This is a genomic window from Thiothrix sp. (assembly GCF_028714775.1).
Lineage (GTDB): Bacteria > Pseudomonadota > Gammaproteobacteria > Thiotrichales > Thiotrichaceae > Thiothrix.
The window spans coordinates 27,652-53,176 of the sequence record NZ_JAQTLS010000025.1 but is presented as its reverse complement, the minus strand read 5'-3'; the positions used below and the strand labels follow the sequence as shown (position 1 = coordinate 53,176).

Below are 25,525 nucleotides of genomic sequence, written 5' to 3'. Positions count from 1 at the left end.
CGACCCGGCGTGGGACGCTGAACTTCATGGACACCGCTTCCAGTGGGCGCGGGAGGATGCCCGTAAGGCAACGGCCTCCTTTGTGGAAGGCTGGCTGCACAATGTGGCAGTGGCTGTCCGTGAATTTTCCGCACCCGCACCAGACCAAGACATAAAAAATTGGATGGCGCAGAAGTACGGCAAACTGGGAAGCCACAAGCCGCGCAAGGCTAACCATCTGGATGCCGATAGCGTCCAAGCTGGCTTGGATGCGGGTTCCCGCGTGCGCCTGCACCACGGCGTCAATGGCAAAGCTGAAAGCCGACGTATGTTGGCCTGATGCCGCTGAATGCCGCTGAATGCAGAAGCTGCGCGGTCAGTGTTACAATCGCAATGACCCAACCAGCCTACTGCTCCGTACTGTAGGCGCGGTTGGTTGCCAAGTGGGCTTTTGCCCACTTGCACCTAACATTGGGCATTAACCACACCTTCGGGTGTGGTGGCCTTGCCAGCCGGTGACTCGTGCGCAATGGGCGTGCCAGTGCCGGGCGGCAAGGTTTCCTATGTGTAGTGTTCCACCCTGAACACGCCCTAGCTGCCAAACCTTACGGTTTTGCAGCAAACCCTATAAAGCCCTGACGTGCCACCAGCACAGGGCGGCATACCTTCGGGTATGTTGGTGGTGTACTTTTACTTCACTTCGCCCTCACGGGCTTTTACTGCCTTTTTTATTTTTAACCCTCTGGGAGAACCACTCCCACGGGGATGTTTCTCCCCAAATCCATTTCAGGAGAAACTATCATGGCTAAAGCACTTATGTTCCCGCGCCTTGCGCAAAACTTTATCAAAAACGGTTACTACCCCACTGATGATGTGACCATTGCCCGCACCTTGTCCGCACTTGTTGCGTCAGAGGATGGGGCAGGCCAACTGCGCATCATTGACCCGTGCGCGGGTGAAGGTGTGGCGCTGGCTGAATGCAAACACGCATTGGGCAAAGACAGTACCGTTGCCTTCGGCATTGAATATGACGCTGAACGCGCTTGGCACGCTAAAACCGTGCTGGATCACTGTATCCACGGTGATTTCAATGGCTGCGTTGTGTCCCCCGGCTCATTTGGCCTACTGTGGCTGAACCCGCCTTACGGGGATATGGTGAAAGACGATGAAGGCAATGGCGCAAACGGCCTGTTCAAGGACAGCCGCCCGCGCTTGGAAAAGCACTTTTACCAACGCACCCACGGCCTGTTACAGGTTGGTGGTGTGATGGTGCTGATCCTGCCCTCAACCAGTTACGACAAGCAATTGTCGGCTTGGGTTGCCACCCATTTCCGGGAAGTGAAGGTATTCTGCGCTGCCACCAACAAGTTCAAGCAAACCGTGCTGTTTGGCATCAAGCAGCGCAGTAATGGCAATATTGACACCGCTTTGCGCCAGCACCTGCTGGCTATTGGGGTGGGTGATGTTGTGCCAGACGAACTGCCTGAAACGTGGTTTTTCCAGCCTTATACCGTCCCTGCCGTGCCTGAGACCCGCCGCCCATTCAAGTTTGCTGCGGCATCCTTGGATGCGGCGCAACTGCAACAGGAGCTTGCCAAGCACCAAGGTGCGCTGGAACAGCAGTTTACCGGGTTGTTCCAGCAGGCTGCTGCCCAAGCCAACCGCCGACCACTGCGCCAGATGACGGGGTGGCACACGGCATTGGCACTTGCCGCAGGGCAAGTGGGTGGTGTGGTGCGTTCCGACGATGGGCGTGTGTACCTGATCAAGGGCAGCACGCACAAAGAAAAACGCACTGAAACCCGCATCCATGAAAACCTTGATGGCTCACAAACGGAAGAACGCATCGACACTGACGTGTTCGTGCCGGTGATCCGCGCCCTCGACTTCACCCCCAACAGCCCTACCTACGGGGACATGCTGATGATCCGGTGATTTTTAACGTTCGGCCAACCCTGCTGGGGAGCATCACTCCCTGCGGGTGGTGTTTCTCCGGTGTGCTTTTACTTTTGGAGAAACATCATGAATCACCAATACCGGGCAGCCGTTGCCCAAGATGGCAACTTTAAACGCCTGTTTGTCTTTAACAGGGATGGGGTATCCACCAACACTGTGTTGGGTGGCTTACTCAATTACCAACCCGACCAGCCGCTTTGGACAACTGAGGCAGTTGGCAAATGTGACTTGAGTGGCACATCCATCGTTGATGTTGGTAGGGCAGTGTTGGTCTTCGGATCGCACGTCTTCCAATGCAATATGGAGATATTGGAGGATTGGGATGCCAACTCCCTGATAGGCCGCGATGATTTCATCGTGTCCTATCTGGATACCTTGTGGCGGATGTTGCCGGACAGTGCCATCACCGAAAGCCAGTATTTTCTGGTTCAAGGGGGTGAAGCATGAGTGCGGCAATCACCATCACCACATTCGTAGGTGTCACATACCAGTTTCAGGCAGTCCCAATGGATCATCTCCCCAGTGCTGACCCGCAGGATTTCTGGGATTTTTGGCAGGAAACCGTTGAAGGCACAAACCTTTCAAGGGCGGAAAGCGACCGTCTCCTGCAATTCTTGGTCGAACACAAAACCGATGCCGTTACCGACGGGGAAGCGTATTACACGCTGACACGGGCGGGACTTGCCCGCTGTGACCCGTTTTACCGGAAAAAGCGTAAGCAAGGGGGTGTTGCATGAAACCTGAACATTGGAATGCTGAACCCACTGCGTTGGATGAAACCATCGTATTGGCCGACCATGAGTGGGCGGTACACCGTGAAAGCGGTTTACGTGTCCGTAAATTGAGGGGGCAAACTGTGCTTAAACAACGTTGGAACCAATGGCTGTTTGAAGTCACCAATGGCTCATTTTCTACGTTTTTCCTCTACGACCAATGGCCTACTTACCATCAACCTATCAGGAAAGGGTTGGCAGTTTTCAGCGAACTGTTCCCGGCTGGTGATGCCCGTGTCGGGCATTGGTATGAAGCCAATGGGCTTGATGAAGTCCATTTGGTTGAAATCACTAGCCTTTACCCTTTGCGTGGCAAGTTCCAAGGCGTGGAATATGGCTTGGACATTGAACAGTTGGGTGAGTGCCTAACCGCTTGAGCCACTTAACTTAACCAGCCCTTGCAGGGAGCATCACTCCCTGCGGGGTGGTGTTTCTCCGGCGTAATTTACTTTGGAGATACGCGACTTCATTTACTCAGGATATACAACCCGGATTGCCTATTTTGCAAGAACTTACCCGCCCCACAAAGGCATCCATTGTGATCTTGTAGCGGGTGGTGGAACTGGTTATCAGGCGGAGAGTGCCCGCATTGGAAACTTTCCCATTGGGCAGGTAGTTGATCATCTGGGGGGTCGAACTGCTGTCCGTGATGGAAACATTGGTGGCACTGGGTACACTGTCCTGCAAAATGGCTTCAGGCGCATCTGCCGTACCGTTGCCATCAAGGTCACAGGTGTTGGTGGTGTCAACCAAGCTGTTGGCGTTGCAATCGACAAACACGATCCACCCACTGTCAAAATTACCGGAGGTGGCACAACCAGAACCGCTGCTGTTGCGTACACACATGGCGGCATTATAGCGCCGTTTGACGGCTTCACCACGGGTATAGTTGATGGCGGACACGATTTGGTTATTGAGGGCGGTCAGGCGGTTGCTTTCTATCATGCCGCTGATTGAGGGGACAGCCATAGAGGCCAGTATGGCAACCACTGACAGTGTGACCATCAGTTCGACCAATGTCATTCCTTGCTGTTTATTTTCCATGATGCTTTCCATTACAGGTGCGTTATTTTTAGGATTCTTAGAAAGTGAAGGCATCCATGCCAAGCACGTACTCCCTTGCAACGCCAGTATACAAATCCCACCCCTAACGTAGGGTACCAAAGGATGGGCGGCTATCCCAAGCAGACGAACAACCTACTGGTAGCCAAGTTTTCCTAAAATTGAACCAAGCCATACATGCGGCACAAAGACGAAGTTAGGCAAATTATTGTGGTGGCCTTGCCAGCCGGTGACTGGTTAGCCAGTGCCGGGCGGCAAGGTTTCCTATGTGTAGTGTTCCACCCTGAACACGCCCTAGCTGCCAATCCTTACGGTTTTGCAGCAAACCCTATAAAGCCCTGACGTGCCACCAGCACAGGGCGGCACACCTTCGGGTGTGTTGGTGGTGTACTTTTACTTCACTTTGCCCCTTACCGGACTTTTACTGCCTTTTTTATTTTTAACCCTCTGGGAGATGCACTCCCATGGGGATGTTTCTCCCCAAATATCCCTTTAAGGAGAAACACCGTGACTACCATCGCCAATACCACCCCTGCCATTTCCTTGGCAGACTTCGTAAAAGACTTCGGCACTGCCTTGCGTGATGCCGTAGACCAACAAAACCCGCCCATCTTCCACCCGGAAAATGCCTGCCCGGCCCGCGATGCGGTGATGGATGGGCTGTTGCGTAAGCCGTTCCCTGCCCAGCGTGAAGCTGTCCAAGCATTGTCTGCACTGCTGTTCGGGCAGGGCGAAAAAGCCGCAATCATGAACGGCGAGATGGGGACGGGTAAAACCATGGTAGCAATCTGTACTGCTGCGGTGGCACAGGCTGAAGGCTACCCACGCACCTTGGTCATCTGCCCTCCCCACTTGGTTTACAAGTGGCGGCGTGAGATCAAGGATACTGTCCCCAATGCCCGCGTTTGGGTATTGAACGGTGCGGACACTTTGGCGCGTCTGCTGCAATTGCGTGAAATGGTGAAAACCGGGCGCAACCATGATGCGCCTGAGTACTTCGTCATGGGACGTGTACGGATGCGCATGGGCTATGAATGGAAGCACGCCTTTGCCCACAAGCTGGACAGCGGGCGCTTTCCTGAAACGGGTGAGTTTTACGCCCGTAAGTTGTTGGCTTGCCCCAAATGCGGCACGGTTTACCGTGATGCAGAAGGCCAAGTTTTCGGCTCTGAGCGGGGCTTGCCTGACAAACGTCTGGCCTGCAACCACAAGCACGTTGATGATAACGGCGTGGAACATGCCTGCGGTGAACAACTGTGGACATTAGTGCGTAAGGGGCAACTCAAAGGCCAGCGTAAGCTGGTCACTGACGCGCTAAAGCAACTCCCCACCATCGGTGACAAGACGGCACAACGCCTGATTGACACGTTTGGTGAGGAAATGCTGGGTAGCATGTTGTCTGACAATATCCATGAGTTCGTGAATTTGATGGATGAAAACGGGCAACTTGTTTTCAATGACCGTCAGGCAGAACGCATTGAACGCAGCTTGGGTAAGACCGAGATTTCGTTTGGGCAAGGCGGCTACCAGCCAACCGAGTTTATCAAACGGCAATTGCCCGATGGTTATTTCAGCTTGTTGGTGACTGATGAGGCACATGAGTTCAAGAACGGTGATTCTGCACAAGGCCAAGCCTTCGGGGTGTTGGCAGCAAAAGCCCGCAAGGTGCTCCTTCTGACCGGCACACTGATGGGGGGCTATGCCGATGACCTGTTCCACCTGCTGTGGCGGGCAAACCCACGCCGTATGATCGAAGATGGCTACAAATACCGTAACCGCTCGTTGGGTGGTGCGGTGATGGGCTTCATGCGTGACCACGGTATCCTCAAAGATGTGTTCAAAAGCACAACGGGCGGGAGCCATAAAACCTCACGCGGGGAAAAGGACTCGCAGCGCACCTCCAAAGCACCGGGCTTCGGCCCGACTGGCATTTGCCGTTTCATCCTGCCTTACACGGTGTTTTTGAAACTCAAGGACATCGGTGGGGACGTGTTGCCACCGTACAAGGAGCATTACGTTGAGGTGGGGATGGACGGTGAACAACGCAATGCCTACGAAGGCTTCTCGAAAGAACTGACCCAAGTGATGAAGAAGGCGTTGGCAAAAGGCGACACAACCTTGTTGGGTGTGGTGCTGAATGCCTTGTTGCGCTGGCCGGAAACGTGTTTCCGTGATGAGACGGTGTACCACCCGCGTACACGCGAGGTGCTGGCAAGTGTCCCGCAACTGTATGGTGCTGATGAGTTGACCCCCAAGGAGCAAAAGCTGCTGGAGATTTGCAAGTCAGAGAAGGCTAAAGGGCGGCGTGTACTGGTGTATACCAGCTACACGGGCAAGCAGGACACCGCACAACGGCTCAAAGTATTGCTGTCCGCAGCAGGCTTGAAAACCGACGTGTTGCGCTCCAGCGTTTCAACTGAAACAAGGGAGGACTGGATACTCGACCGCGTTGACCGTGGTATCGACGTGCTGGTTTGTAACCCTGAACTGGTGAAAACGGGGCTGGATTTGCTGGAGTTCCCGGCAATTGTGTTCCTTCAGACCGGGTACAATGTTTATACGCTCCAGCAAGCTGCCCGCCGCTCATGGCGGATTGGCCAGCGGTTGGACGTTGACGTTTACTACCTTGGCTATGCAGAAACGGCACAAACCGCGTGTTTGGCGTTGATGGCGGAGAAGATCGCTGTCAGCCAAAGCACCTCGGGTGATATGCCGGACAGTGGGCTGGATTCGCTGAACCCTAACGGGGACAGTGTTGAAGTCGCGTTGGCACGGCGGATGTTGCAGGCGTAAGCCTGCTTCATCCTTTGTATCCCTTCACTTGTTTTTATCCTACCGGCCCCGCCTTGTGCGGGGTTTTTTTTGCCCGCCATCCCCATAAAACAACACATTCCGCCCCATAAATTCTACCTATTGTCAAGTTTTCGCCTACGGCGCGGATTTTGTGCCGGGGTGAAAAATTGCTTGCCATTTTAATGCTTGGGACAATCGCAGGGCAGTTTTAAACAAGAATGCTGGGGCAGATAATCATGTTGGTTTTGGGCAGGGGAAAACAGGTGTGGCTTTGGGCAGCAGTGCCCCTGCTGTGCCTTGCCCTGCCTGTTATGCCAGCCCAAACGGGGCTTGGGGTGGCACTTGGCAAGACCTACCCCATCGCCGAACGTGATTTTCTGGATGTGATCCGTGAACGCCTGCAAGCAAAACAAGATTCAGGTGAGCTTGCTGCCATGCAAAAAGCAATGGTGGCAACCGCCAAGCAGACGGCCGAAAACCCAGTGCCAGTACCCGGCATCACCCGCGCCACTAAAGCGGGGACGCACTATTACGACCCATCGGTAACTGCACCCAATGACATACGGGATGCGGATGGGGACGTGGTGGTGAAGGCTGGGACAAGCGTAAACCCACTGGAATATGTTGGCCTAAGCAAGGTGCTGTTGTTCATTGATGCCACCGACCAGCAACAAGTTGCCTACGCTGGTCGGTATTACCAAGACAGCAAGAAACCCGTCAAAGTGGTGCTGGTCGGTGGTTCTTACATGGCACTGATGCGCCAATGGAAACGTCCTGTTTACTTTGACCAAGGTGGCTACCTGACAGGCAGGCTCCAGATAACCCAAGTGCCTGCGCTGGCATACCAAGACAAGCTATCCGACACAGAACTGCGCATTGACACGGTTGTTTTGCCAGATGCTGGGGGCAAGCCATGAAATTAGGCCAAGCCGCCTTACTGCTGGCTGTGTCCCTCTTGGCAACCGCCAAGTTTGTATGGGCAGCAGCCCCCACTTGTGAAGGCAAATTCGCCAACCCCATCACGGACATTTGCTGGTCGTGCATCTTCCCGATAACCATCGGTGGGGCCAAACTCATGAGCATGGATCAGGAGGATACGCCCAACCCCGGCGGTGTGCTGTGTGCCTGTACAGGGAATGGCAGTGCCCGGATTGGTGTCAAGGTCAGTTTTTGGGAACCCGTGCGCCAAGTGGATGTTGCCCGCAAGCCGTTTTGCCTGACCTCCCTCGGCGGGGTAGACCTTGACCCCGGTTTTGATGCGCCGGAGGCGGGGCGGGATGACCCAGAAGACGGTGCGCCAGTGTCTTCCTTTTACCAAGTGCATTGGTACGTGAACCCCATCCTGTATTGGCTGGAGGTGCTGCTTGATAATGCCTGCCTTGAAAAGTCACCGTTCGACATTGCCTACCTGACTGAACTTGACCCCATCTGGGTGGATGACGAACTGACCTACATCATCAACCCCGATGCCACCCTGTTTGCCAACCTGCCCGCCAAAGCCGCGTGTGCCGCCGATTGTGTGCAGGCGACGGCGGGTTTTGCCCGTTCGGAATTGTTTTGGTGTGGCGGTTGCCAAGGTTCGATGTATCCCCTCAACGGGCATGTGCAACACCACATCGGTGGGGTGCAAGCCTCCAGCCTGCTGGTACAGCGGATAACCGCAAAAATGCACCGCCAAGGCTTGATCTGGTCGGCCAGTGGCAGTGACGGGTTGTGTGGTTATTTCCCGCGCTTGCAGATGGACAAGGCCAATTACAAGTACCAGATGCTGTTCCCCATCCCACAAACCAAGAAGATTGCGGGCAAGTGCTGCCAGCCTTACGGGCGCACCACCACCATTTGGGGTGCGGGCAAGGAGTTCCCGTACAAGGGCGAAGACTTTTCTTACATGATTTTCAGGAAGCGCAACTGCTGCCAAGGCGGCATAGGGTTCTGACATGATGAAGGAAGCATCCCCTACCGTACTGATACCTGCCACACTGTTTTTGCTTGCGCTTGGCCTTGCCGCTGGCTTGCCCGCATGGGCACAAGGGACACCTGCAATGCCGACAGATGCACAAGTGGCTGCACAGCAGCACAAGCCGCTGGTGCTGCCCAGTGCCAGCCAAGTGGACGCTGCTGCGGGTAAGGCCACCACGGCGCTGTCTTCCCCTGAATTGCAGCCCAACAAAGTGGCAGGTTATGCCCGTCCCTTCAAGAAAGGCGTGCTCGTACCGCCCATGCCAGCGGGTGCGCTGGACAAGCTGTCCGCGCAAGTGGGCAAGCCATTGTTCCCTGATTTGAAAAAGGATGGGGAACTGTTGGTGTTGGTGTCTTTCTCGATGCCCAAGGAAACGTTGCAAAACCTCGCCCGGCAAGCGGACAAAGCGGGGGCTGTGTTGGTGCTGCGCGGCATGGTTGACGGTTCCCTTACCAGCACTACCAAGGCGATCCAATCCGTGTTGGGCGACAAGGCAGGGGACAGTACCTTTCAGGTCAACCCCAATGTGTTCCGCGCTTATGGGGTACAGGATGTCCCCACCTTCGTCATCGCCAAGAAGCCCGCTGATGGGGATAGCGCCTGTGATCTGGGGACGGATTACGTGTCAGTGCGTGGTGATGTGACGTTGGCCTATGCACTGCGCAAACTGGGCGGATACCAAGGCTGGCAGGCGGCATCAGCGCGTTACCTGCAAGCGCTGGGGGAGAAGCCATGAACAGGCCCGTGTTGTGGTTGCTGCCTTTCCTGTGCTTGTTGCTGTTGGTGGCAGGGCTGGCGCGGGCTGACTTGGACACCTCCAGCGCATTCCAGCAGGGCGCGGCCATGGCGGCGGGGGGTGCGGCTGCAAATGCTGCGGTTAATGGCGCGGGTGCAACCGGGAATGTGCCGGGGTTTACCAGCAGCCCCAGTGAGGCGGGGTTGTGGGGTAGCGGGAAAACCAACCTGTCTGGCAATGGGCTGGGCAAGCAGGCCGGATGCACCACATCCAGTACCAGTGGGTTCGGTGGGCAGGAATGCAATGCCATCAACTTCCTTGGTGGCAGCAGGCCGCAGTACCCGCTGGAAAAGAATGATGCATTGTTCAACTTGTCAAAGGGGATCACCAAGGATAACCGTGGCGCACTCGCAGGGCTGACAGGTGGCAATGGCACTGGCGGCTGTACAACGGTAGAGACAACCATCCCCGGCATTGAAACAGTGGAGCATTGCGAGGAGTGGCTGGAACCAAAAGAGGAACGTTGCCCGGTGGGGCGGGTGGTCAAAGTTGATGCTGACGCCAATTACCAATGTGACCAGACCATTAATGCCTATGAAACCTTGTCATGTGATGATGCAGGCGTCAGTTGTAATGTCACAGGGCAAGAACTGAAGTGTGTCCCCGTCAGCAAGACGTGCATAGCGGGAGGCGGTTCTTGTTGCATGGTCAACATATCCTGCAATGGAAGTTCAGCCACCATTAGCCACTATGACTGTTGCGGCTACAGCTACTCAAAGACCATCTCCAGTGTTAACAGCTTCCTTTCAGGCATCAGCTATAACCCGGCTGGTGCGAAAATCACCTGCAACTCAAGTGGCTCCTGCTCCATGAGCTTTGAGAATTACTATTGTAACAACCCAAGCGTATCAATTGGGCACTATGCCAATGCCAATTCATTCAATTTAAACACAAGCCCCATCTTTTCATGCACAACAGGTGGCGGGTGTGAGGGGTTGGAGGCCAGGACAAAATGATGGGACTTGTCAGGGCCTGCATCACCCTACTCCTTGCCGCCTCCCTCAGTGCCATTTCCATTTCTGCAACGGCAGTGGATTGCCGCAAAACAGGTACGGTATGTTTGGCGGGGCTTACCAGTGACCCCCATTACCAGTCGGGTGTGACTGTTGTCACACCCTGCAAAACCTTTCAGGGAAGCAGTGTCTGTCTTTCCAGCATTGGCAAAACATGCTGGGGGAAACGGAATACGTATACGTGCATCAAGCCTGATGCGGTCAACTATTGCCAACCATTCATCAACCTGCAACCCAAATGCCAACAGGCCAGTGCAGTATGCGCCCAAACCGACACAATGTTCGGTACGGGCTGTATGCGGCACACCCGCACCTTCCGCTGCGATGACCCCGTTGCCCCGACACCCACCAACACCATCAAACTGGACAACTCCTACACCCTGACGGAAGACCGCATCGACGAATCCCAGTGTGTGGATGAAAAAGCCAACGGCACTTGTACCCTTGCTGAACACAAATGCACAGAAGCTGGGGGCACACGCAACATCAATGGGCTAAATGTCACCAAGGACTGTTGGGCGTGGGAGGATACCTACACCTGCCTTGGGAACCGCCAGAACAGTTGTGAGGATTTGGAGGCCAAGGGCTGTAAAAAACAGGCAGCCAGCACCTGCGTCGATAAAATCCCCAACGGCACATGCCAAGTCTGGGATGTTGAATACTTGTGCAATACGCCCGGAACGACGACGACAACCGAAGACTGTTCCAACAAGGGATTTTGTCTGGAAGGCAAATGTTTCGACTCTTCCAACCCACCCGATGCGGATTTTGCCAAAGCCATTGCAGGCATGGAGGTGGCACGGGAGGCAGGGCAATACCTGTCTTCCGATATGCAAATTTTCAAGGGGACGGATGAACGCTGCTCCATCAAGCTGTCTGGCCTGAAAAACTGCTGCAAATCCAAAGGCGGGGCAAAGAGCAACCAAAGCATCCTGATGGGTGCTGCCCTAGCCGGTGGCAAGGCACTGCTGGATTACAGCTTCCAGAAGGGCAGCAATTACATGTACGACTTCATGTTCTCGAAGGGCAACAACTGGATGACGCAAAAGGCGGTTGATGCATGGGCATCCGGTGCGTGGAACCCTACCCCGTCCACCTCCATGAGCTTCTACGGGCTGACCATCAGCTACACCAGTGGTACGGGCTTTGCTTTCGTGGGTTTTGACCCCGCCTCTTTTGCCTTGCAGGTAGGGATTTACCTGCTGATGCAGTTTTTGTCCTGTACCGAAGATGAAGCCTATTTGCAGATGAAACGCGGCTCTAACCTTTGCCATTACGTCGGCACTTATTGCAGTGGCCGGTTCTTGGGTTATTGCTACGAACGCAAGCAAAGCTATTGCTGCTTCAACTCACGGTTGGCGCGGATCATCCAAGAACAAGGCAGGCCGCAGCTTGGCAAGGGTTGGGGCGGTGGGGACAGCCCCAACTGTTCCGGGTTCACCCCGGATGAACTGGAACGGCTGGACTTTGGGGCGATGGATTTGTCGGAGTTCATGGCTGAAATCCTAGCGAACGTCAAAGTGCCGGATGCTTCCACAGTTAACGGCCTTGTCCAGAAACAGGGCGGCATTGTCGTGGACAAAGTGCAGCGGTATTACCAGAACGGAGGTACACACCCATGAAGTGGGCAACTTTTTTACGGATTTTCACCTCCCTAGCGCTTGTGGGCATGGCGTCCACGGGGTGGGGTGTTGCGGCGGGTGGGGAACCCCCTGCTGCCAGCACTGCCCGTGGACGCCATCCGCCCACCTTTTTCATGATGGAAGTGGTCAACGGGGAGGATAAGGCGGCTGGGCTGGCCCCGGAGGACATGGAAAAGGATTGGCAGGCAAAGACGCTTTCCCAAGACCCGTTACGGGTGACGGCGGAACTGGTCACGCGCTACTCGGAAAAAGACAACGGCGGGCGCAAATGCGCACGGGTCAAAGGTGGGATTGGGCAGGATTTGGTACCACTCAAAGGAAAAACTTACAAGGACTGTGCCGATGACAAGGGCGGGGATACGTGCAAGCCTTTTTACGTCTGGTCTGAACTGGACGTATGTGATGACGGTATGCCGCCATCCGCCAATTATGAAAAGTACAAGGCGGATGCGGCGGACAAGGATTGGAAACCGCCTGTCACGGCAATTAAGGGGGACAAGTGATGTTGTCACGCCGGGCATTTTTATTGGGCACAACCGGGTCCTTTCTGGCAAACCTCCCCTTGGTAGGGGTGGCAAATGGGGCGGGTACGGGTGGGCGCTCCTTTATGGGGGTGTTCTCCTTCGCCTGCCCCTACTGCTACAAGCTCTCGCTGCAACTGGGCATCTGGCTGCCGTTGAACCCGCAGGTCAAGCATTACCCGGTACATATCGTGTCCTCCCCGGATGACCTGAAACTGGCTGCTGCCGGGTACTCGGCAGCGGTATTGGGCAAGGGTGATGCGTTCCGGGCGGCATTCTTTAAGGCCATCTATGAGGGCAACCAAAAGCCGGATGAACGCACCATGGTTGCCGTGGCGGAATCAGTGGGGCTGGAGGCGGCGGGCTTTGTTGCTGCCATAAAGGGCGCTGATGTGGCGGAACTGCTGGCGCGTTCCGAAGACATTACCCAACAATTCCAGATCACCGCGACCCCAGCATTCATCATCGACATGCAACGCCTGCGCTTGCCGGACAAAGACCCGCTGGAAATCCTGCAAGAGGAGTTTGGCAAGGCATGATGGCAGGAAACGCACTGTTGGCGCTGCCCATCCTCTTGGCTGCCCCTTTGTTGGCCTTACCACCGCTGGCATGGGCCGGCCAGCAAACCAGCAGCCACGATGGCAATGCCCCTTGCTGGGCAGAAGCTGCCAGCCGCCACAGTGTCCCGGTGGAACTGTTGCGGGCGGTGGCACAGGTCGAATCCAGCAACCGCGCACGGGTCATTGCCCAAAATACCAACGGGTCGTTGGACATTGGGTTCATGCAGGTCAATGACTGGTGGTTGCCGAAGCTAAGGGAATATGGGATCGGCAAGGATGAGCTGATGGATGCCTGCACCAACTTGAATGTCGGGGCGTGGATTTTAAAACAGGGCATTGACCGTTACGGCTACAACTGGCAGGGCATAGGCGCGTATGGCGCAGGCACTGACCCCAAAAAAGACAATGTGAGGATGACGTATGCAAACAAGGTTTTCAGGGCATTGGGGCAACAGCATGGTACTGGCACTGCTGGTACTGCTGCCCCTGTTGCTGTTGCCGGGGTGCAACCTGCCGAAAGTGGGCGTGGACGCAGGGGTGGCCAGCCAAGGCAGCAAACGGCCACCAGCCGCACAACAGCCAGCAGCGGGGGGGAACAGCTTGTCTGGAGCGTCTTCGATTGAACTGGAATTGCTTGACCCTGATTGGGGCGGGGATGTTGCACCCAACGGGGGATTGGATGGGGTTGTGCCTCCCCTCCCCAGCAAGCACCTGCCCGCCACCGCAAGGGCAACGCCGCAACCCCGGACGGTGGGGATCACCGCCGACCCGAACCCCGACAGCAGCCGGGGGGTGTTGGCCACCTGCCCGCAGGGGGAACCACCCAAAACCCAACCTGACTGGTACATGCCGGGCTACCACCGTATTGGGCTGCGCCTGTGTGATGGGCAGTGGGTGACGTGCGGCAATGGCTACCCCTGTGCCCAACCGACACCCAAGGATGGCGGGGCAGGCTATGGCGATGCCAGCGGCGGGTACGGGGGATACGGGGACAGCACCGCACCAGCACCGCTGACCAGTGAAGGTGGGTTTGATTATTACGCTTACCCCAAACATTAAATATTAACGGGCCAACCAGCTTTTACACAACAGGAGTAATGACACATGGCAATAGCCACCCTACGACAAAACCCACCGCCAGCATGGCTGCAAGCGGCAGATGAGGCCAGCACCCGGCTGATGCTTTTGGCGCTTGGCAACAGGAAAGCCATCATCACAGGCATTGTGGCATTGGCATTGCTGGTGGTGATGGTGGACACCGCCTTCGGCGGCACCACCGCCACCGAGTTCCAAGGCATCTACGACAAGCTCAAGGACTGGGTTTCCGGTTATCTGGGCAAGGCCATTGCGATGTTTGCCTTCGTGCTTGGCCTTGGCATTGGTGTCGCCAAGTCCAGCCCGATCCCGGCCATTTCCGGCATCGTGTTCGCGCTGTTCGTGGCATTCGGGCCTGCGGTGCTGGAAGGCATTGCCACTGCCACGGCCTAGCCATTTTTTCTACAACAAAACAGGAGCATGAAAATGGCAATAGCCATACAACAACCTTACGGCAATTTTGCCGCCAACTTGGCCCGCCAAGCGGATGAAACCAGCACCCGGCTGGTGCTCTGGGCGCTGGACAACAAAAAAGCCCTCATCATCAGCCTTGTGGCGCTGACATTCGTGCTGCTGGCACTGAACGTGGATGCAGGCACTACCGCCACCGAGTTCCAAGGCATCTACAACAAGCTCAAGGACTGGGTTTCCGGTTATCTGGGCAAGGCCATTGCGATGTTCGCCTTTGTGCTTGGCCTTGGCATTGGTGTCGCCAAGTCCAGCCCGATCCCGGCCATTTCCGGCATCGTGTTCGCGCTGTTCGTGGCATTCGGGCCTGCGGTGCTGGAAGGCATTGCCACTGCCACCCTTTAGGCCATTTAGGTGAGGTTAACCGTGGCCTTGCTATGAAAGGGGGGCCACTTATCAGGAGTCCGGCATGAGTGACAGCCAGCAACGGGCATTAGGCCAGTATTACATCCCGCGTTTATTGGATGCGCCGCCCAAGGCATTTTATTGGGACATGGACGAGTTCATGGCAATGGTTGCCCCTATTGGCATCGGCCTGATCATGGGCTGGTTTTTCATCGGGGCCGTGTTGGGGTTGTTGGCAAGCTATGCCGTGCAGAAACTGAAAGCCGGGCGGGGTGCGTATTACATGCTGCACGCCCTGTATTGGTATCTGGGGTTTGCCAAGATGCAGTCAACGCCACCGTCTTATATCCGGGAGTACATCGGATGAACCGCGACAAACAAATGAAGGACATTGGCACGGCACTTGCTGGGATGCGCCGTTGGCAATGGGTGGCAGGCATCCTGTCCGTGCTGGTGGTGCTGCTGGTGCTGACCGTGTTTGGCAAAAGCACCTCGACCAAGACCATTTTCATCCCCCCATCCTCCGCCACGGCAACCAAGCCGTACTGGGTGGCTGATTCAGGCGCATCACCTGAGTATTACCAGATGACCGCCGATTATGTGGCGCAACTGGCGCTGACCAGTGACCCCAAAAGCGCGGCCTATAACATTGACCGGCTGATGTCCATCACCCACCCCTCCATCCAAGGTTTGCTGAAATCCGAGCTGGAGGCTTCCGCCTCGAAAATGCGGGCGGAGAACGTCACGCAGGCGTTCTACCCGCTGGAGTACCACACCGGGGACAACCGCCCGGTGGTTGCCATCAAAGGCACGCTTAAGACGTGGGTGGGCGACAAGCCGACTTCCAGCCGCCAAGTGCTTTACCGCATGGAATTTAGCCTTGATGCAGGGCGTATCTACCTGACCGGGTTCAAGGAAGCACAACCCAATGACCCGTTGAATGAACCTAAAAAGCCCGGAGGGGCTACCCCATGAGAAAAGCGACCCGACCCTTGGCGTGGCTGCTTGCCACTGCCACCTTGCTGCTGGCCGTGGCGGCACAGGCCAGTGAATTTACCGCCAATGACGGCGACACCATCCAAGCACAACTGTCCCGTACCGGGCTGACGCGCATCAGCGTGCTGGGTGCGCGTGTCGAGCAAATCTTTTCTGCCGATGGCAAAGAGCTGACCTTTCAAGTGGATAAGCGCAATGGGCAGGTATTTGTGCGCTACAAGGGTGGGGAGAAAGTGTTGGATGAGCTTGACCTGCCCGGTGGGGGCAAGGTCAAGCGTAAGAAGGCAGGCAGTGGCAAGGGGCAGTTTTCGGCATTTGTCACCGACGACGGTGGGCGCACCTTCAACTTGGATTTGGCGCTGTCCGATGCCCCTTCAGAAATTATCACCCTCAAGCCCATGATGGTGGAAAAGGCCAAATCCGGGCGGGTGGTGATCCAAAATGACCAGTCACTGCCCAGTGAGGTGATGGCACTGATGCAGGTGATGGCAGCCAACGTGGAGGATGTGTCCGGCTACGATGTGGCGCGTGGCCTGAATGAGCCACAGCCCTTGTGGCCGGGTGCTGAGTATGTGCGGGTAGCCTCGTATGAGGGCGACACCCTGACAGGTGAAACCTATACCCTGACCAACCGCACGGGTTCTGAGATGCGCACGGTAGAAAGTGAGTTCCAAGGCACGGGCATTCTGGGGGTGGCCATTAAGAACCCGATCCTGCAAGCGGGCGAGTTCACCTACGTTTACGTGGTGAAGGAGGTTGGGCAATGAGCATGAGTGTCCCGGATGCTGGCAGTGCTGCCAAGCGCCAAAAGCTGCTGCTGTTTGGGGGTGGTTTGGGTGTATTTGCCGTGCTGCTGTTCCTGATGTGGTTGGCTGACCCCGGCAAGCCAGCAGCGGAAACCCTGCCAACCGCCACCGCCAAGGTGGAACAGGTGGAGGCTGTTGCCCGCAAGATCAGCGGGGAGGAGTTATGGACAGCCAAGGCGGATACGGCCTTGCAGGAAATGCGCCGTGCCAATGAGGCGGTGGTGCAGCAGATGCAGCAGGTCAAGCGCGAGAATGAGGAACTGAACAAGCAACTCAAGGGGCAGGCAGATACGGTCAAGGGCTTGCAGGATGCTGCCACCACCGCCAGCAAGGCCGCAGCACCGGCGGGCGTGCTGGGTGGCCCCTTGGATGCGATTGTCCCGCCGTTGCCTGCGGGGGCTGGTGGCAACCTGCCAGCACTGCCCGTGGGCGGGATGGCGGGTGATGGCGCAGCCGCGCCCCTACCATCACCCTTGCCGCTGGAAGATGACAGCGGCAGCATCGTGCATGTGGTGGTGGATGGCGCTGATGATGCCCCGGTAGTTACTGATGCTGGCGATACTGGGCAAGCCGCGCCGACGGTAAAGCCCCCCGGCCAAGGGCTGGGCGACAACCCAACCGCCCCGCTGGTTGCCCCCCAAGCGGTTGCCGTGCAACAAGCGGCAACAGGCCGCCCACTCCCGCAGAAACGTGAGCGCCCCAAATCCAAAACCTACATCCCCTCCGGCTCCTTCTTTAAGGCGCAACTGGTCGCGTCATTGGACGCACCCACGGGCGGCAATGCCGAGCAGAACCCGCACCCCGTCTTACTGGTGGTGACGGACAATGCCTTCCTGCCCAACCGCTTCAAGTCGAAAGTGAAGGAGTGCCACGTACTGGCTTCTGGATACGGCGACATTTCTTCTGAACGGGTCAACCTGCGTACCGAAAAGATGTCCTGCGTCCTCAAAGATGGCACGGTGATTGACACCAAACTGGATGCCTACATTGCGGGTGAGGACGGCAAGGCGGGTGTACGTGGCAACTTGGTGTCCAAACAGGGGGCATTGATTGCCAATGCCATGCTGGCAGGCACCTTGGGCGGTATTGGGCAAGGCTTGGCGCAAGCCGCCACCACTGTCACCCAAACAGGTACGGGGGCTGTAACCAGCGTGTCCCCCAACCAAGCCTTGGAGTTTGGGCTGACCTCCGGCTCCGGTGCTGCCATGAACAAGCTGGCGGATTACTACATCAAGGCGGCAGAAAAGACCTTCCCCATTTTGGAAGTGTCCGCAGGGCGGGATGTGACCGTGATCCTGCTGTCTGGGCTGGACATTGATGCCGAACCTGTTGTGGCAATGGCGGCAGGCCAGCGGGCCACCACCCCGATTGTGACCGCAGACGACCAAGCGCAGGCGGGCAAGGCGATCCGCACAGGAGACAATACATGGTAAACAAAACCACCCGCAGCCTTGTGCTGTTGGCCTTGTTGGCAAGTACGGCGGCATTGGCAGCACCCGCCCCAGCGGATGTGGCTGGCAATATCCGGGCGCTGCTCCCCAGTACGGAAGTCAAGTCCGTGGAAACTACCGGGTTGGAGGGCGTCTATGAAGTCACCGCAGGCCAAAACATCTTCTACATGCAGCCCGGCAAGAAAATCTTGCTGGTCGGCCATTTGTTTGACCTTGGGACGGGGAAGGACATGACCCAACCCCAGCAAGATGCCTTGCAGGCGGCGGCATACAACATCCAGTGGGACAAAATCCCCACGGCGGCACGCATTTCTGTAGGTGATGAAAAAGCCAAAAGGGAAGTGGTGGCTTTTTTGGATGTGGATTGCCCGTACTGCAAGCAAGCCTACACGGCATTGCAGGCAACAGCGGGTATCCGGGTGCATTACGTGATGTTGCCACTGGATGGCCTGCACCCGGAATCCCGCGACAAAACCCTCAATATCTTGTGCGCGGCTGACCCGCCCGCCGCATTGGGGACAGGCATGGCGGGAAAGCCCGTGCCACTGTCAAGCAATACTGCTTGCCGCGCCAAAGCCGCAACGGGGCTGGATGGGGTGGCGAAGTATGCCGCCGCCCACCAGATACAGGGGACACCTTTTTTTGTGACAAACAGCGGGCTGGTTGTGCCGGGCTTAGGTGATGCCCTGACCCAATGGTTACAGCCACAACAACCAGAGAAGGGGCAATAGCCATGAAAATGATGAAAACGGCAACAGCGGGCTTATGGGGCTTGGCGTTTGCCACCTTATTGCTGTCCGGGTGCAGCACCAGCCCCAGTTATGCGTGTGGTTCAGTGCAGGGCGGCAAGTGCCAGTCGGTGTCAGACTCGTATTTGACCGCACTGGGCAAAAAACTCAAAGGCAGTGGCGGTACACCCGGCAAGGCAGGCAAAGCGGTGGAGGCCACGGGCGCACGGGTGACGCAGTATATCCCTGAAGGCATTGCCATCCGTTCCATGCCACAAGTGATGCGTGTCTGGGTTGCCCCGTGGGAGGACAACAACGGGGTGTTCCATGACCAAGGCTACAGCTATTTCGTGGCTGATGCTGGCCAGTGGGCGCTGAGTGCCAACACCGAAAAAAGCATTTATGCCAACGGCTACATGGCACTGGAACACCCCACAGAGAAGGGGCCTGTTGGGGGGGCTGCCGACAAGGCCAGCACCAAGGGCAAACCGCCCGTTGCCATGACCACGGCACAAGCCCAAGGGCAGGCACAAGACTTTATGGCGGGGGATTAGGGCATGTTGCAGGCACTGGGCAAACTGTTTGACTTCAGGAACCGGCGGGTGACACCGGATGCGGCTGTCCTGCGGGGCGTGCCACCCCCCAGCATCGCGGTTTTCAACCAGCACCTCCAAACACACGGCTTGGCTGACCTGTTGAACCATTATTCCTTTGACCCGGAAACCCAGCTTTACCACAGCCAGTTCCATGCTGCGTTCATGGATGCCAAGGCCATCCCCAAAAGTTACGGCTTCATCCTTGAAATCCCCCCTTCACCGGGTGGCAGTGAGGAAATGGCGCGGGTGCTGTTGGGCCTGTTCAACCAGCAGTACGTGACAGGCACAACGCTACAGGTGTGCCTGTACGCCTCCCCGGAGATCACCCCGGCACTGCAATACTGGGTGGACGCCCGCAAACCGGGTTCGATTTATGCGCGGATGGCGCAACGGCGGGCGGATTACCTGCTGCAAGGTGTGCGGAAATCGCTGTTCAGTGACTCCACCTACTTGTTGCGGAATTTCCGCTGCACGTTTGCGGTGTTCATGCCGGGTGGGCCTGATGCACATGACATCACCGATGCGCTGTCCCTGCGGGATGGGCTGACGGGGGTGTTGCGGGCTGCGGGTTTCCCCTCCCGCATAATGCCACCCCAGCGCTTAGTCCAGCTACTGGATGAGATGCTGAACCCGGCAAAGCTGGGGGAGTCCAAACAACAGCCACCCACTTACGATGACAGCATCCCGATCAGGGACCAGGTGGTGTCCCGTGAAACCAATCTGCTGCATGACAAGGATGGCATCACCATTGGTGACAAGGCCATCCGTTGCCTGTCGGTCAAAGATTACCCCAAAGAGTGGTCACTGGCACAAATGCTGGATTTTATCGGTGACTTCTTCCAAGAGACGCTGCAAATCCCTTGCCCGTTTGTGTCCACGTTGGCGCTCCAGATACCGGATGCGGAAAGTATGCGCCGCCTTGTCGCCTTGAAGTCCAGCCGTGCCATCCAAGTGGCGGACTCACCCATGGCAAAATTCTTGCCGGACTTGGGCAATCGGGGACGTGAGTGGCGCAAGGTGCAGGATGATGTGGACTCCGGCATCTTGCTGGCACGGGTGTGGCACGGCATCACCTTGTATGCCCAATTGGGTTTGGCCGACCAAGCCGAGAACCAAGTGAAAAGCCTTTACATGGCGAAGGGCTGGAGCCTGCAAGTTGACCGCTTCTTGCAGGTGCAGTCGTTCCTTGCGTGCCTGCCCGGCAGGTTTGACCCGCATCTGGCGGCAGACTTTGCCAAGCTCAAGCGCCTGCGCACCATCACCCAATTCAATGTGGCCAACACCCTGCCAGTGGTGGGCGAGTGGAGCGGCACGTCCTCGCCGTTGCTGCTGTTGTCCGGGCGGCGTGGGCAGGTCATGTACATTGACATGTTCGACAACAACCAAGGCAACTACAACGGTGCGGTGGTGGCCTCCTCCGGTTCGGGCAAGTCATTCTTCCTCAATGAGGTGGTCAGTTCGGTGGTCGGCACGGGTGGGCGTGCATGGATCATCGACGTGGGGCGTTCTTACGAGCGCACCTGCAAGCTGTTGGGAGGGCAATTCATCGAGTTCACGGAAAAATCCGGCATCAATATCAACCCCTTCACCCATATCCGTGAATTTGATGATGATGAGCTGACCATGCTCAAACAGATTGTTGCACAAGCGGTTGCGTCAGAAGGCGTGGTTGACGACTTGCGCATGTCATGGATTGAGCAGGCCATTGGGCAGGCATGGCGGGACAAGGCCAACGCGGCCACCTTCGGTGACATTGCGCGGTATTTGCTGGACCACCCCGATGAACGGGCAAAAGACATGGGCCAGATACTGTTCCCGTACACCAAGGATGGGGTTTACGGGCGGTTTTTCGATGGGGCATCCACCCTGTCCTTCGACAATGAATTTATCGTGTTGGAGTTGGAGGAACTCAAATCCCGCAAGGAACTGCAAGGCGTGGTGCTGTTGATCATCATGCTGCGCATCCAGCAGGAGATGTATCTGGGTGCGCGTGACCGCCGCAAGGTGTGCATCATCGACGAGGCATGGGATTTGATGGGGGGTGGGCAGGCCGGGAAGTTCATCGAAACGGGCTACCGGCGGGTGCGCAAATACGGTGGTGCGTTCCTGACTGCCACCCAGTCGGTCAATGACTATTACAAGAATGCGGCGGCACAGGCTGCATGGGAGAACTCCGATTGGGTGTTTATGCTGCGGCAAAAGGATGAGTCGATTGAACAGTTGAAGGCATCCGGGCGTTTCACGGTTGATGGGTGGTTGGGGCGCTTGTTGCGCTCCATCAGGACACGCCACGGGGAATATTCGGAAGTGTATATCCACATGCCCGGCGGTGGGGCAGTGGGGCGGCTGATCGTGGACAAGTTCACCGCGAAAATTTACTCAACCAAGGCGGAAGAGGTACACGCAGTCAACCAGTTGGTGGCACAAGGCTACAGCTTGGCAGATGCGGTGGAAGAATTGGTGCGTATTGAGGAGGCACAAGATGGACGGCGGTAACAAGGTGGATATTATCACCCCTGTGGCGGGGCAACCCGCCCGGAAATGGCCCCTGTTGGGCAACAAGTGGCAGGATATGTTGCTGGGGGTTGCCGCCCCGCTGGTGTGGGGGGTGGTGGGGGCAACACTGGTGCTGTTGTTGCTCCCCAGCATGGTGGGCTTGGGCAACCGCGAAGGCGGGGCAGCAGCCGTCAAGTTGGCGACGGTGGACATTGCCAAGATCATGCAGGAATTCCACGAACGGGTGCTGCGTGACCCCAATGACCCCAACGCGGTCAGTTGGGCACTGGAGGAATCAGCGCGTGCCGCCAACCAGATTGACCCGCTGCTGAAACACCTCAGCACGGAACTGCACCCCGGTTACACACTGGTACAGCCGCAAGCCTTGGCCTACCAAGGTACTGTACCGGACTTTACCGACGAGTTCCGGGTGCTGGTGCTGAAACGTACCGGAAAATTCAACAAGGATTTGCGGCAAGGCGCTGGGGATGCTGCCCCACCTGCCCCGGCATTGCCGGACGCCCTGCCGGCTCCCCTGACATTGCCGCCAGCCGCCGCACCGGACGCCCTGCCAGCCCCCTTGGCATTGCCGCCAACCGCCGCACCGGACGCCCTGCCAGCCCCCTTGGCATTGCCGCCAACCGCCGCACCGGACGCCCTGACTGCCGCCCCGGTTGCCCCGGCAACCACTGATGCCAAGGACATGGGGCCAGCCGATGCAAAACCTGTCACCGCACCTTGATGGGCGCTGGGCAAAAGCCCGCCTCCTGCGCAATTACCTGTTGCTGTCATTGGCTGTGGCCCTTGTCTGGGGCAGTGCCCTGCTGTGGGCCATTGGGCATTACCGGGTTGCCGGGAATGAAACCGACAGCCTGCGGGATAAGTTTTTCATCGTGGCACTGGCCAAGGCAGGGCAACCACCTGCACCTGTGGTACGGGGTGGGTTGCTGGCTTTCCATGTGGGGGCTGGGGTGCGCCATTACCCGGTGGGGATGGTGTTCATCAAGCGGGTTGCTGGGGTTCCGGGCGACCGCATTGAATGGCGTGGTGATGCCGTGTATGTGGCAGGCAAGCGGGTTGGCAAGGCCAAGCACCGTAACCGCTTTGGGGAGGTGATGGGCTGGACACCGGCTGGCACTATCCCAGCGGGGCATTACTTCGTGGCGACCCCACACCCGGATTCCTACGACAGCCGTTATGCTGAGGTTGGCTTGGTACAGGCCGGGCAAATTGCCGGGGAAGTGCTGTGGTGAGGCGGCTGTTATGGGGCTTGCTGGCAACCGCCTTGCTGCTGGCGGTTGCCGCGCCTGCGTGGGCGGCTGACCCGTGGTATGGCGACAAGGCACGGGGCTGGTTTTGGAAAGAAATGCCACCACCACCCGCACCCAAACCTGCCATCGGCAAGGATAAAACCACACAAGCACCACCACCTGCCCGGAAAACCGCCACGGAAGAAATGGCGGAGGTGCGTGCTGGCTTGGAGGAGGCCAAGAACGAGGCCATTTTAAGGCCGACACCGGGCAGCTTGTCGAAGTACCTCGCCCTGCAAGACCAAACCATGGACAAAGCGATGCTGTTTACCGATATGTGGCAGCGGGTACGCTGGGCTAACCCGGCACTGGACTATGCCTTCACCCACCCGACTGCTGCGGGTGGGGTGCGGGTGGAGCGGGAAATGACCCGTGCCGAACAAAAGGCGGCGCTCAGGGTAGTGGCGAAGGACAACGGCCTGTTTTTCTTCTTCAAGGGGAACTGCCCGTACTGCACTGAGCAGGGCAGGATATTGCAGGCATTGGTGAAGGAATACCAGATCACGGTGATGGCGGTGTCGTTGGACGGTTCCAGCAACCCGGACTTCCCCAATGCCAAGCCAGACAATGGGATTGCGGCAAAGATGGGGGTGCAGGATGCGCCTGCGATGTTCATCGTCAACCCAAACACCCAAGAAACCCTGCCGTTAGGCTACGGTGTCGTACCGATAGATGAGATTGAAACCCGCATCAGGCGGATGGTGATGATGCAACCGGGGGTATATTAAGTGCTGAAAATACACAAAACCGTGATGGTACTGGTGAAAATAGGGTTGCTAGCAACCTTGCTGGCCTTGGTGGCAAGCCCCGCCAGTGCAGATTTGGAGGGGCGGCTGAACGCATACTACGATTCCCTTGGTGGCTCGGCCTCCGTTTCCCCCGCAGCCATGTACCAAGGGCAGTCGGCGGGGTATTTCTCCGGCGGTGGCTTGCGTATCCGCACCCCCGTCAACAATTACCAACTGATGAGTTTCCAAGCCCCAACCATCAGGTTTGGCTGTAGCGGGATTGATGCGTTCTTGGGTGGCTTCTCCTTCATCAACAAGGAACAAATTATCGCCATGGCGCGGCAGATCGGGTCAACAGCCGTCTCCACTGCCTTTTACTTGGCACTGGATGGGTTGTCGCCAGACCTGTCCTCCCTGATGAAGCGCTTGCAGGAGTGGGCGCAAAAAGCCAACCAAGCGGGCATCAATTCCTGTGAGGCAGGCACCAAGATGGGGGCAGCCTTGTGGCGCGGGATGGGGGGTGCGAACACTGACCTGTGCAAACGCTGGCGCAGCGGTGAGGGGGTCATGTCAGATGAGTTCACCATTAAAACTGCCTGTGACGAACAGGGCTGGGATTTTTCTTCGATACTGGGTTTGGACAAAAATGACCCCGAGCGGAAAATGAAGGAATTGGCAGCAGGCAATATTGTGTGGCGGGCGCTCAAAAGTGCGGGCATCACAGACAACAATTTGGCGGAACTGCTCATGTCCATCACCGGGACGGTCATTATCCCAGAGGGAAACACCAACGCCCCGCAGAAAACACGGGCTGTCGCTGCGGTCATCTCGTATGACGAGTTTTTGCGGGGTGACACCAATTTTAACATGTTGCGTTGTGATAACCACGACACATGCTTTGGGCCTACAACCGTGGCCTACAGCAACAGCAAGGCATTGGCACAAATCCGTGAGCGTGTTGAGAAAGGCATTGCGCATGTGGTGAAGTCGATAAAAGATCCGACTGCCAATATTGCCGCTTGCACGGATTGCCCTAATGCAGGGGATGCCCTGATGGTCATTAGCCTGAGCGAATACCCCATTTTCTCCCTGCTCCAAGCGGAATACGATGCGAACATGCAAGGCTCCATCCTTGCCGAGGAGTACAAGGTATTGCTTACCAAGGAGATAACTTACCGCTTCTTCTCCAAGGCGGCAGTCCCACTCTTGACGGCACTGGCCAGCGATGGCGACACCGTGGCGGGTACAGAGCAGATGCGGGCCGAGATTGCGGCAAACCTGCGTACCATACTGGAATCTACCCAAAGGGCGTTGAGTACGGAGCAGCAGAAAAAGGGCGGATTGAACAACATCATCGCCGTTTATGCGCAGATGAAGAAGATGGCGACCGCACGCTATGCCCCCTCACTCGCCCAGCGCCTGCGGCTGGCACAAGTGCTGCGGCGCTAAG

General features: G+C 57.0%; 29 protein-coding genes. 28 read left to right on the top strand and 1 reads right to left on the bottom strand.

The features are described 5' to 3' along the window. The 5 genes from PHE17_RS18550 to PHE17_RS18530 all read left to right on the top strand — a co-directional run. Positions 1 to 319: hypothetical protein (locus tag PHE17_RS18550; RefSeq protein ID WP_301017404.1), on the top strand; the 319-nt coding region annotated here is incomplete at its 5' end. Between the two features lie 461 nt (positions 320 to 780). Next, on the top strand, positions 781 to 1,914 hold the full coding sequence (locus PHE17_RS18545) for a DUF6094 domain-containing protein (protein ID WP_301017403.1): 1,134 nt from the start codon (positions 781 to 783) through the stop codon (positions 1,912 to 1,914). A gap of 87 nt (positions 1,915 to 2,001) precedes the next feature. Continuing rightward, on the top strand, positions 2,002 to 2,382 hold the full coding sequence (locus PHE17_RS18540) for a hypothetical protein (RefSeq protein ID WP_301017227.1): 381 nt from the start codon (positions 2,002 to 2,004) through the stop codon (positions 2,380 to 2,382). Beyond that, entirely contained in the window at positions 2,379 to 2,672 is a 294-nt protein-coding gene (locus tag PHE17_RS18535) for a hypothetical protein (protein WP_301017402.1), read from the top strand. The genes PHE17_RS18540 and PHE17_RS18535 overlap by 4 nt, the downstream gene beginning before the upstream one ends. After that, positions 2,669 to 3,085, top strand: a complete 417-nt coding sequence (locus PHE17_RS18530; protein ID WP_301017401.1) for a hypothetical protein — start codon at positions 2,669 to 2,671, stop codon at positions 3,083 to 3,085. Before PHE17_RS18535 ends, PHE17_RS18530 begins: the two co-directional genes overlap by 4 nt. 97 nt (positions 3,086 to 3,182) lie before the next feature. Here the strand turns inward: PHE17_RS18530 and PHE17_RS18525 are convergent, their stop codons facing one another. Continuing rightward, on the bottom strand, positions 3,183 to 3,752 hold the full coding sequence (locus PHE17_RS18525) for a GspH/FimT family pseudopilin (RefSeq protein WP_301017400.1): 570 nt from the start codon (positions 3,750 to 3,752) through the stop codon (positions 3,183 to 3,185). A gap of 525 nt (positions 3,753 to 4,277) precedes the next feature. Between PHE17_RS18525 and PHE17_RS18520 the strand changes: the two genes are divergently transcribed. The 23 genes from PHE17_RS18520 (at position 4,278) to PHE17_RS18410 (ending at position 25,524) form a co-directional block, all read left to right on the top strand. Beyond that, complete coding sequence (locus PHE17_RS18520; RefSeq protein WP_301017399.1) at positions 4,278 to 6,563, top strand: DEAD/DEAH box helicase; 2,286 nt, start codon at positions 4,278 to 4,280, stop codon at positions 6,561 to 6,563. A 263-nt stretch (positions 6,564 to 6,826) separates the two neighbouring features. Continuing rightward, the gene (traW, locus tag PHE17_RS18515; protein ID WP_301017398.1) at positions 6,827 to 7,480 is read left to right on the top strand and encodes a type-F conjugative transfer system protein TraW; all 654 of its coding nucleotides are present in this window, start codon (positions 6,827 to 6,829) and stop codon (positions 7,478 to 7,480) included. Further along, positions 7,477 to 8,499, top strand: coding sequence for a conjugal transfer pilus assembly protein TraU (gene traU / locus PHE17_RS18510; protein WP_301017397.1), 1,023 nt, complete (start codon positions 7,477 to 7,479; stop codon positions 8,497 to 8,499). Before traW ends, traU begins: the two co-directional genes overlap by 4 nt. A 1-nt stretch (position 8,500) precedes the next feature. Further along, positions 8,501 to 9,259 (top strand): type-F conjugative transfer system pilin assembly protein TrbC, encoded by a 759-nt coding sequence (gene trbC / locus PHE17_RS18505; RefSeq protein WP_301017396.1) that lies wholly within the window; start codon positions 8,501 to 8,503, stop codon positions 9,257 to 9,259. Further along, the gene (locus PHE17_RS18500) at positions 9,256 to 10,275 is read left to right on the top strand and encodes a hypothetical protein (protein WP_301017395.1); all 1,020 of its coding nucleotides are present in this window, start codon (positions 9,256 to 9,258) and stop codon (positions 10,273 to 10,275) included. Before trbC ends, PHE17_RS18500 begins: the two co-directional genes overlap by 4 nt. After that, positions 10,275 to 11,954 (top strand): conjugal transfer protein TraN, encoded by a 1,680-nt coding sequence (locus tag PHE17_RS18495; RefSeq protein ID WP_301017394.1) that lies wholly within the window; start codon positions 10,275 to 10,277, stop codon positions 11,952 to 11,954. Before PHE17_RS18500 ends, PHE17_RS18495 begins: the two co-directional genes overlap by 1 nt. Further along, positions 11,951 to 12,478: a hypothetical protein gene (locus PHE17_RS18490; protein ID WP_301017393.1), complete on the top strand. Its 528-nt coding sequence runs from the start codon at positions 11,951 to 11,953 to the stop codon at positions 12,476 to 12,478. Before PHE17_RS18495 ends, PHE17_RS18490 begins: the two co-directional genes overlap by 4 nt. Beyond that, positions 12,478 to 13,035, top strand: coding sequence for a DsbA family protein (locus PHE17_RS18485; protein WP_301017392.1), 558 nt, complete (start codon positions 12,478 to 12,480; stop codon positions 13,033 to 13,035). The genes PHE17_RS18490 and PHE17_RS18485 overlap by 1 nt, the downstream gene beginning before the upstream one ends. Further along, positions 13,032 to 13,679, top strand: coding sequence for a lytic transglycosylase domain-containing protein (locus tag PHE17_RS18480; RefSeq protein WP_301017391.1), 648 nt, complete (start codon positions 13,032 to 13,034; stop codon positions 13,677 to 13,679). The genes PHE17_RS18485 and PHE17_RS18480 overlap by 4 nt, the downstream gene beginning before the upstream one ends. Then, positions 13,657 to 14,115: a hypothetical protein gene (locus PHE17_RS18475; RefSeq protein WP_301017390.1), complete on the top strand. Its 459-nt coding sequence runs from the start codon at positions 13,657 to 13,659 to the stop codon at positions 14,113 to 14,115. Before PHE17_RS18480 ends, PHE17_RS18475 begins: the two co-directional genes overlap by 23 nt. 45 nt (positions 14,116 to 14,160) lie before the next feature. Then, positions 14,161 to 14,544: a TraA family conjugative transfer protein gene (gene traA, locus PHE17_RS18470; RefSeq protein ID WP_301017389.1), complete on the top strand. Its 384-nt coding sequence runs from the start codon at positions 14,161 to 14,163 to the stop codon at positions 14,542 to 14,544. 33 nt (positions 14,545 to 14,577) lie between these two features. Continuing rightward, positions 14,578 to 14,964, top strand: coding sequence for a TraA family conjugative transfer protein (gene traA, locus PHE17_RS18465; protein ID WP_301017388.1), 387 nt, complete (start codon positions 14,578 to 14,580; stop codon positions 14,962 to 14,964). Between the two features lie 64 nt (positions 14,965 to 15,028). Further along, a complete protein-coding gene (gene traL, locus PHE17_RS18460; protein WP_301017387.1) occupies positions 15,029 to 15,331 on the top strand; it encodes a type IV conjugative transfer system protein TraL in 303 nt (100 codons plus the stop codon). After that, on the top strand, positions 15,328 to 15,939 hold the full coding sequence (locus PHE17_RS18455; RefSeq protein WP_301017386.1) for a TraE/TraK family type IV conjugative transfer system protein: 612 nt from the start codon (positions 15,328 to 15,330) through the stop codon (positions 15,937 to 15,939). Before traL ends, PHE17_RS18455 begins: the two co-directional genes overlap by 4 nt. Further along, on the top strand, positions 15,936 to 16,727 hold the full coding sequence (locus PHE17_RS18450) for a type-F conjugative transfer system secretin TraK (RefSeq protein WP_301017385.1): 792 nt from the start codon (positions 15,936 to 15,938) through the stop codon (positions 16,725 to 16,727). Before PHE17_RS18455 ends, PHE17_RS18450 begins: the two co-directional genes overlap by 4 nt. Continuing rightward, positions 16,724 to 18,199 (top strand): TrbI/VirB10 family protein, encoded by a 1,476-nt coding sequence (locus PHE17_RS18445; RefSeq protein WP_301017384.1) that lies wholly within the window; start codon positions 16,724 to 16,726, stop codon positions 18,197 to 18,199. The genes PHE17_RS18450 and PHE17_RS18445 overlap by 4 nt, the downstream gene beginning before the upstream one ends. Next, on the top strand, positions 18,193 to 18,948 hold the full coding sequence (locus PHE17_RS18440; protein ID WP_301017383.1) for a DsbC family protein: 756 nt from the start codon (positions 18,193 to 18,195) through the stop codon (positions 18,946 to 18,948). The genes PHE17_RS18445 and PHE17_RS18440 overlap by 7 nt, the downstream gene beginning before the upstream one ends. Before the next feature lie 2 nt (positions 18,949 to 18,950). Next, the gene (locus tag PHE17_RS18435) at positions 18,951 to 19,499 is read left to right on the top strand and encodes a TraV family lipoprotein (RefSeq protein WP_301017382.1); all 549 of its coding nucleotides are present in this window, start codon (positions 18,951 to 18,953) and stop codon (positions 19,497 to 19,499) included. A 3-nt stretch (positions 19,500 to 19,502) separates the two neighbouring features. Then, positions 19,503 to 22,037 carry a type IV secretion system protein TraC gene (traC, locus tag PHE17_RS18430; RefSeq protein ID WP_301017381.1) on the top strand — a complete coding sequence of 845 codons (2,535 nt, stop codon included), beginning with the start codon at positions 19,503 to 19,505 and terminating at the stop codon, positions 22,035 to 22,037. Then, positions 22,024 to 22,779 carry a hypothetical protein gene (locus PHE17_RS18425; RefSeq protein WP_301017380.1) on the top strand — a complete coding sequence of 252 codons (756 nt, stop codon included), beginning with the start codon at positions 22,024 to 22,026 and terminating at the stop codon, positions 22,777 to 22,779. Before traC ends, PHE17_RS18425 begins: the two co-directional genes overlap by 14 nt. Continuing rightward, positions 22,754 to 23,290: a signal peptidase I gene (gene lepB / locus PHE17_RS18420; RefSeq protein WP_301017379.1), complete on the top strand. Its 537-nt coding sequence runs from the start codon at positions 22,754 to 22,756 to the stop codon at positions 23,288 to 23,290. The genes PHE17_RS18425 and lepB overlap by 26 nt, the downstream gene beginning before the upstream one ends. Beyond that, entirely contained in the window at positions 23,287 to 24,075 is a 789-nt protein-coding gene (locus tag PHE17_RS18415; RefSeq protein ID WP_301017378.1) for a conjugal transfer protein TraF, read from the top strand. Before lepB ends, PHE17_RS18415 begins: the two co-directional genes overlap by 4 nt. Then, positions 24,076 to 25,524: a conjugal transfer protein TraH gene (locus PHE17_RS18410; protein WP_301017377.1), complete on the top strand. Its 1,449-nt coding sequence runs from the start codon at positions 24,076 to 24,078 to the stop codon at positions 25,522 to 25,524. Position 25,525 lies beyond the last annotated feature (1 nt).

Bases quoted from the DNA above. Each gene is read 5' to 3' on its own strand.
- PHE17_RS18425 (WP_301017380.1), top strand. From the start codon at position 22,024: ATGGACGGCGGTAACAAGGTGGATATTATCACCCCTGTGGCGGGGCAA.
- PHE17_RS18435 (WP_301017382.1), top strand. From the start codon at position 18,951: ATGAAAATGATGAAAACGGCAACAGCGGGCTTATGGGGCTTGGCGTTT.
- PHE17_RS18485 (WP_301017392.1), top strand. From the start codon at position 12,478: ATGTTGTCACGCCGGGCATTTTTATTGGGCACAACCGGGTCCTTTCTG.
- PHE17_RS18440 (WP_301017383.1), top strand. From the start codon at position 18,193: ATGGTAAACAAAACCACCCGCAGCCTTGTGCTGTTGGCCTTGTTGGCA.
- PHE17_RS18445 (WP_301017384.1), top strand. From the start codon at position 16,724: ATGAGCATGAGTGTCCCGGATGCTGGCAGTGCTGCCAAGCGCCAAAAG.
- traU (WP_301017397.1), top strand. From the start codon at position 7,477: ATGAAATTAGGCCAAGCCGCCTTACTGCTGGCTGTGTCCCTCTTGGCA.
- traC (WP_301017381.1), top strand. From the start codon at position 19,503: ATGTTGCAGGCACTGGGCAAACTGTTTGACTTCAGGAACCGGCGGGTG.
- PHE17_RS18525 (WP_301017400.1), bottom strand. From the start codon at position 3,752: ATGGAAAATAAACAGCAAGGAATGACATTGGTCGAACTGATGGTCACA.
- PHE17_RS18455 (WP_301017386.1), top strand. From the start codon at position 15,328: ATGAACCGCGACAAACAAATGAAGGACATTGGCACGGCACTTGCTGGG.
- PHE17_RS18490 (WP_301017393.1), top strand. From the start codon at position 11,951: ATGAAGTGGGCAACTTTTTTACGGATTTTCACCTCCCTAGCGCTTGTG.
- lepB (WP_301017379.1), top strand. From the start codon at position 22,754: ATGCAAAACCTGTCACCGCACCTTGATGGGCGCTGGGCAAAAGCCCGC.
- PHE17_RS18545 (WP_301017403.1), top strand. From the start codon at position 781: ATGGCTAAAGCACTTATGTTCCCGCGCCTTGCGCAAAACTTTATCAAA.
- PHE17_RS18480 (WP_301017391.1), top strand. From the start codon at position 13,032: ATGATGGCAGGAAACGCACTGTTGGCGCTGCCCATCCTCTTGGCTGCC.
- trbC (WP_301017396.1), top strand. From the start codon at position 8,501: ATGATGAAGGAAGCATCCCCTACCGTACTGATACCTGCCACACTGTTT.
- PHE17_RS18535 (WP_301017402.1), top strand. From the start codon at position 2,379: ATGAGTGCGGCAATCACCATCACCACATTCGTAGGTGTCACATACCAG.
- PHE17_RS18495 (WP_301017394.1), top strand. From the start codon at position 10,275: ATGGGACTTGTCAGGGCCTGCATCACCCTACTCCTTGCCGCCTCCCTC.
- PHE17_RS18540 (WP_301017227.1), top strand. From the start codon at position 2,002: ATGAATCACCAATACCGGGCAGCCGTTGCCCAAGATGGCAACTTTAAA.
- traA (WP_301017389.1), top strand. From the start codon at position 14,161: ATGGCAATAGCCACCCTACGACAAAACCCACCGCCAGCATGGCTGCAA.
- PHE17_RS18530 (WP_301017401.1), top strand. From the start codon at position 2,669: ATGAAACCTGAACATTGGAATGCTGAACCCACTGCGTTGGATGAAACC.
- traA (WP_301017388.1), top strand. From the start codon at position 14,578: ATGGCAATAGCCATACAACAACCTTACGGCAATTTTGCCGCCAACTTG.
- PHE17_RS18450 (WP_301017385.1), top strand. From the start codon at position 15,936: ATGAGAAAAGCGACCCGACCCTTGGCGTGGCTGCTTGCCACTGCCACC.
- PHE17_RS18500 (WP_301017395.1), top strand. From the start codon at position 9,256: ATGAACAGGCCCGTGTTGTGGTTGCTGCCTTTCCTGTGCTTGTTGCTG.
- traL (WP_301017387.1), top strand. From the start codon at position 15,029: ATGAGTGACAGCCAGCAACGGGCATTAGGCCAGTATTACATCCCGCGT.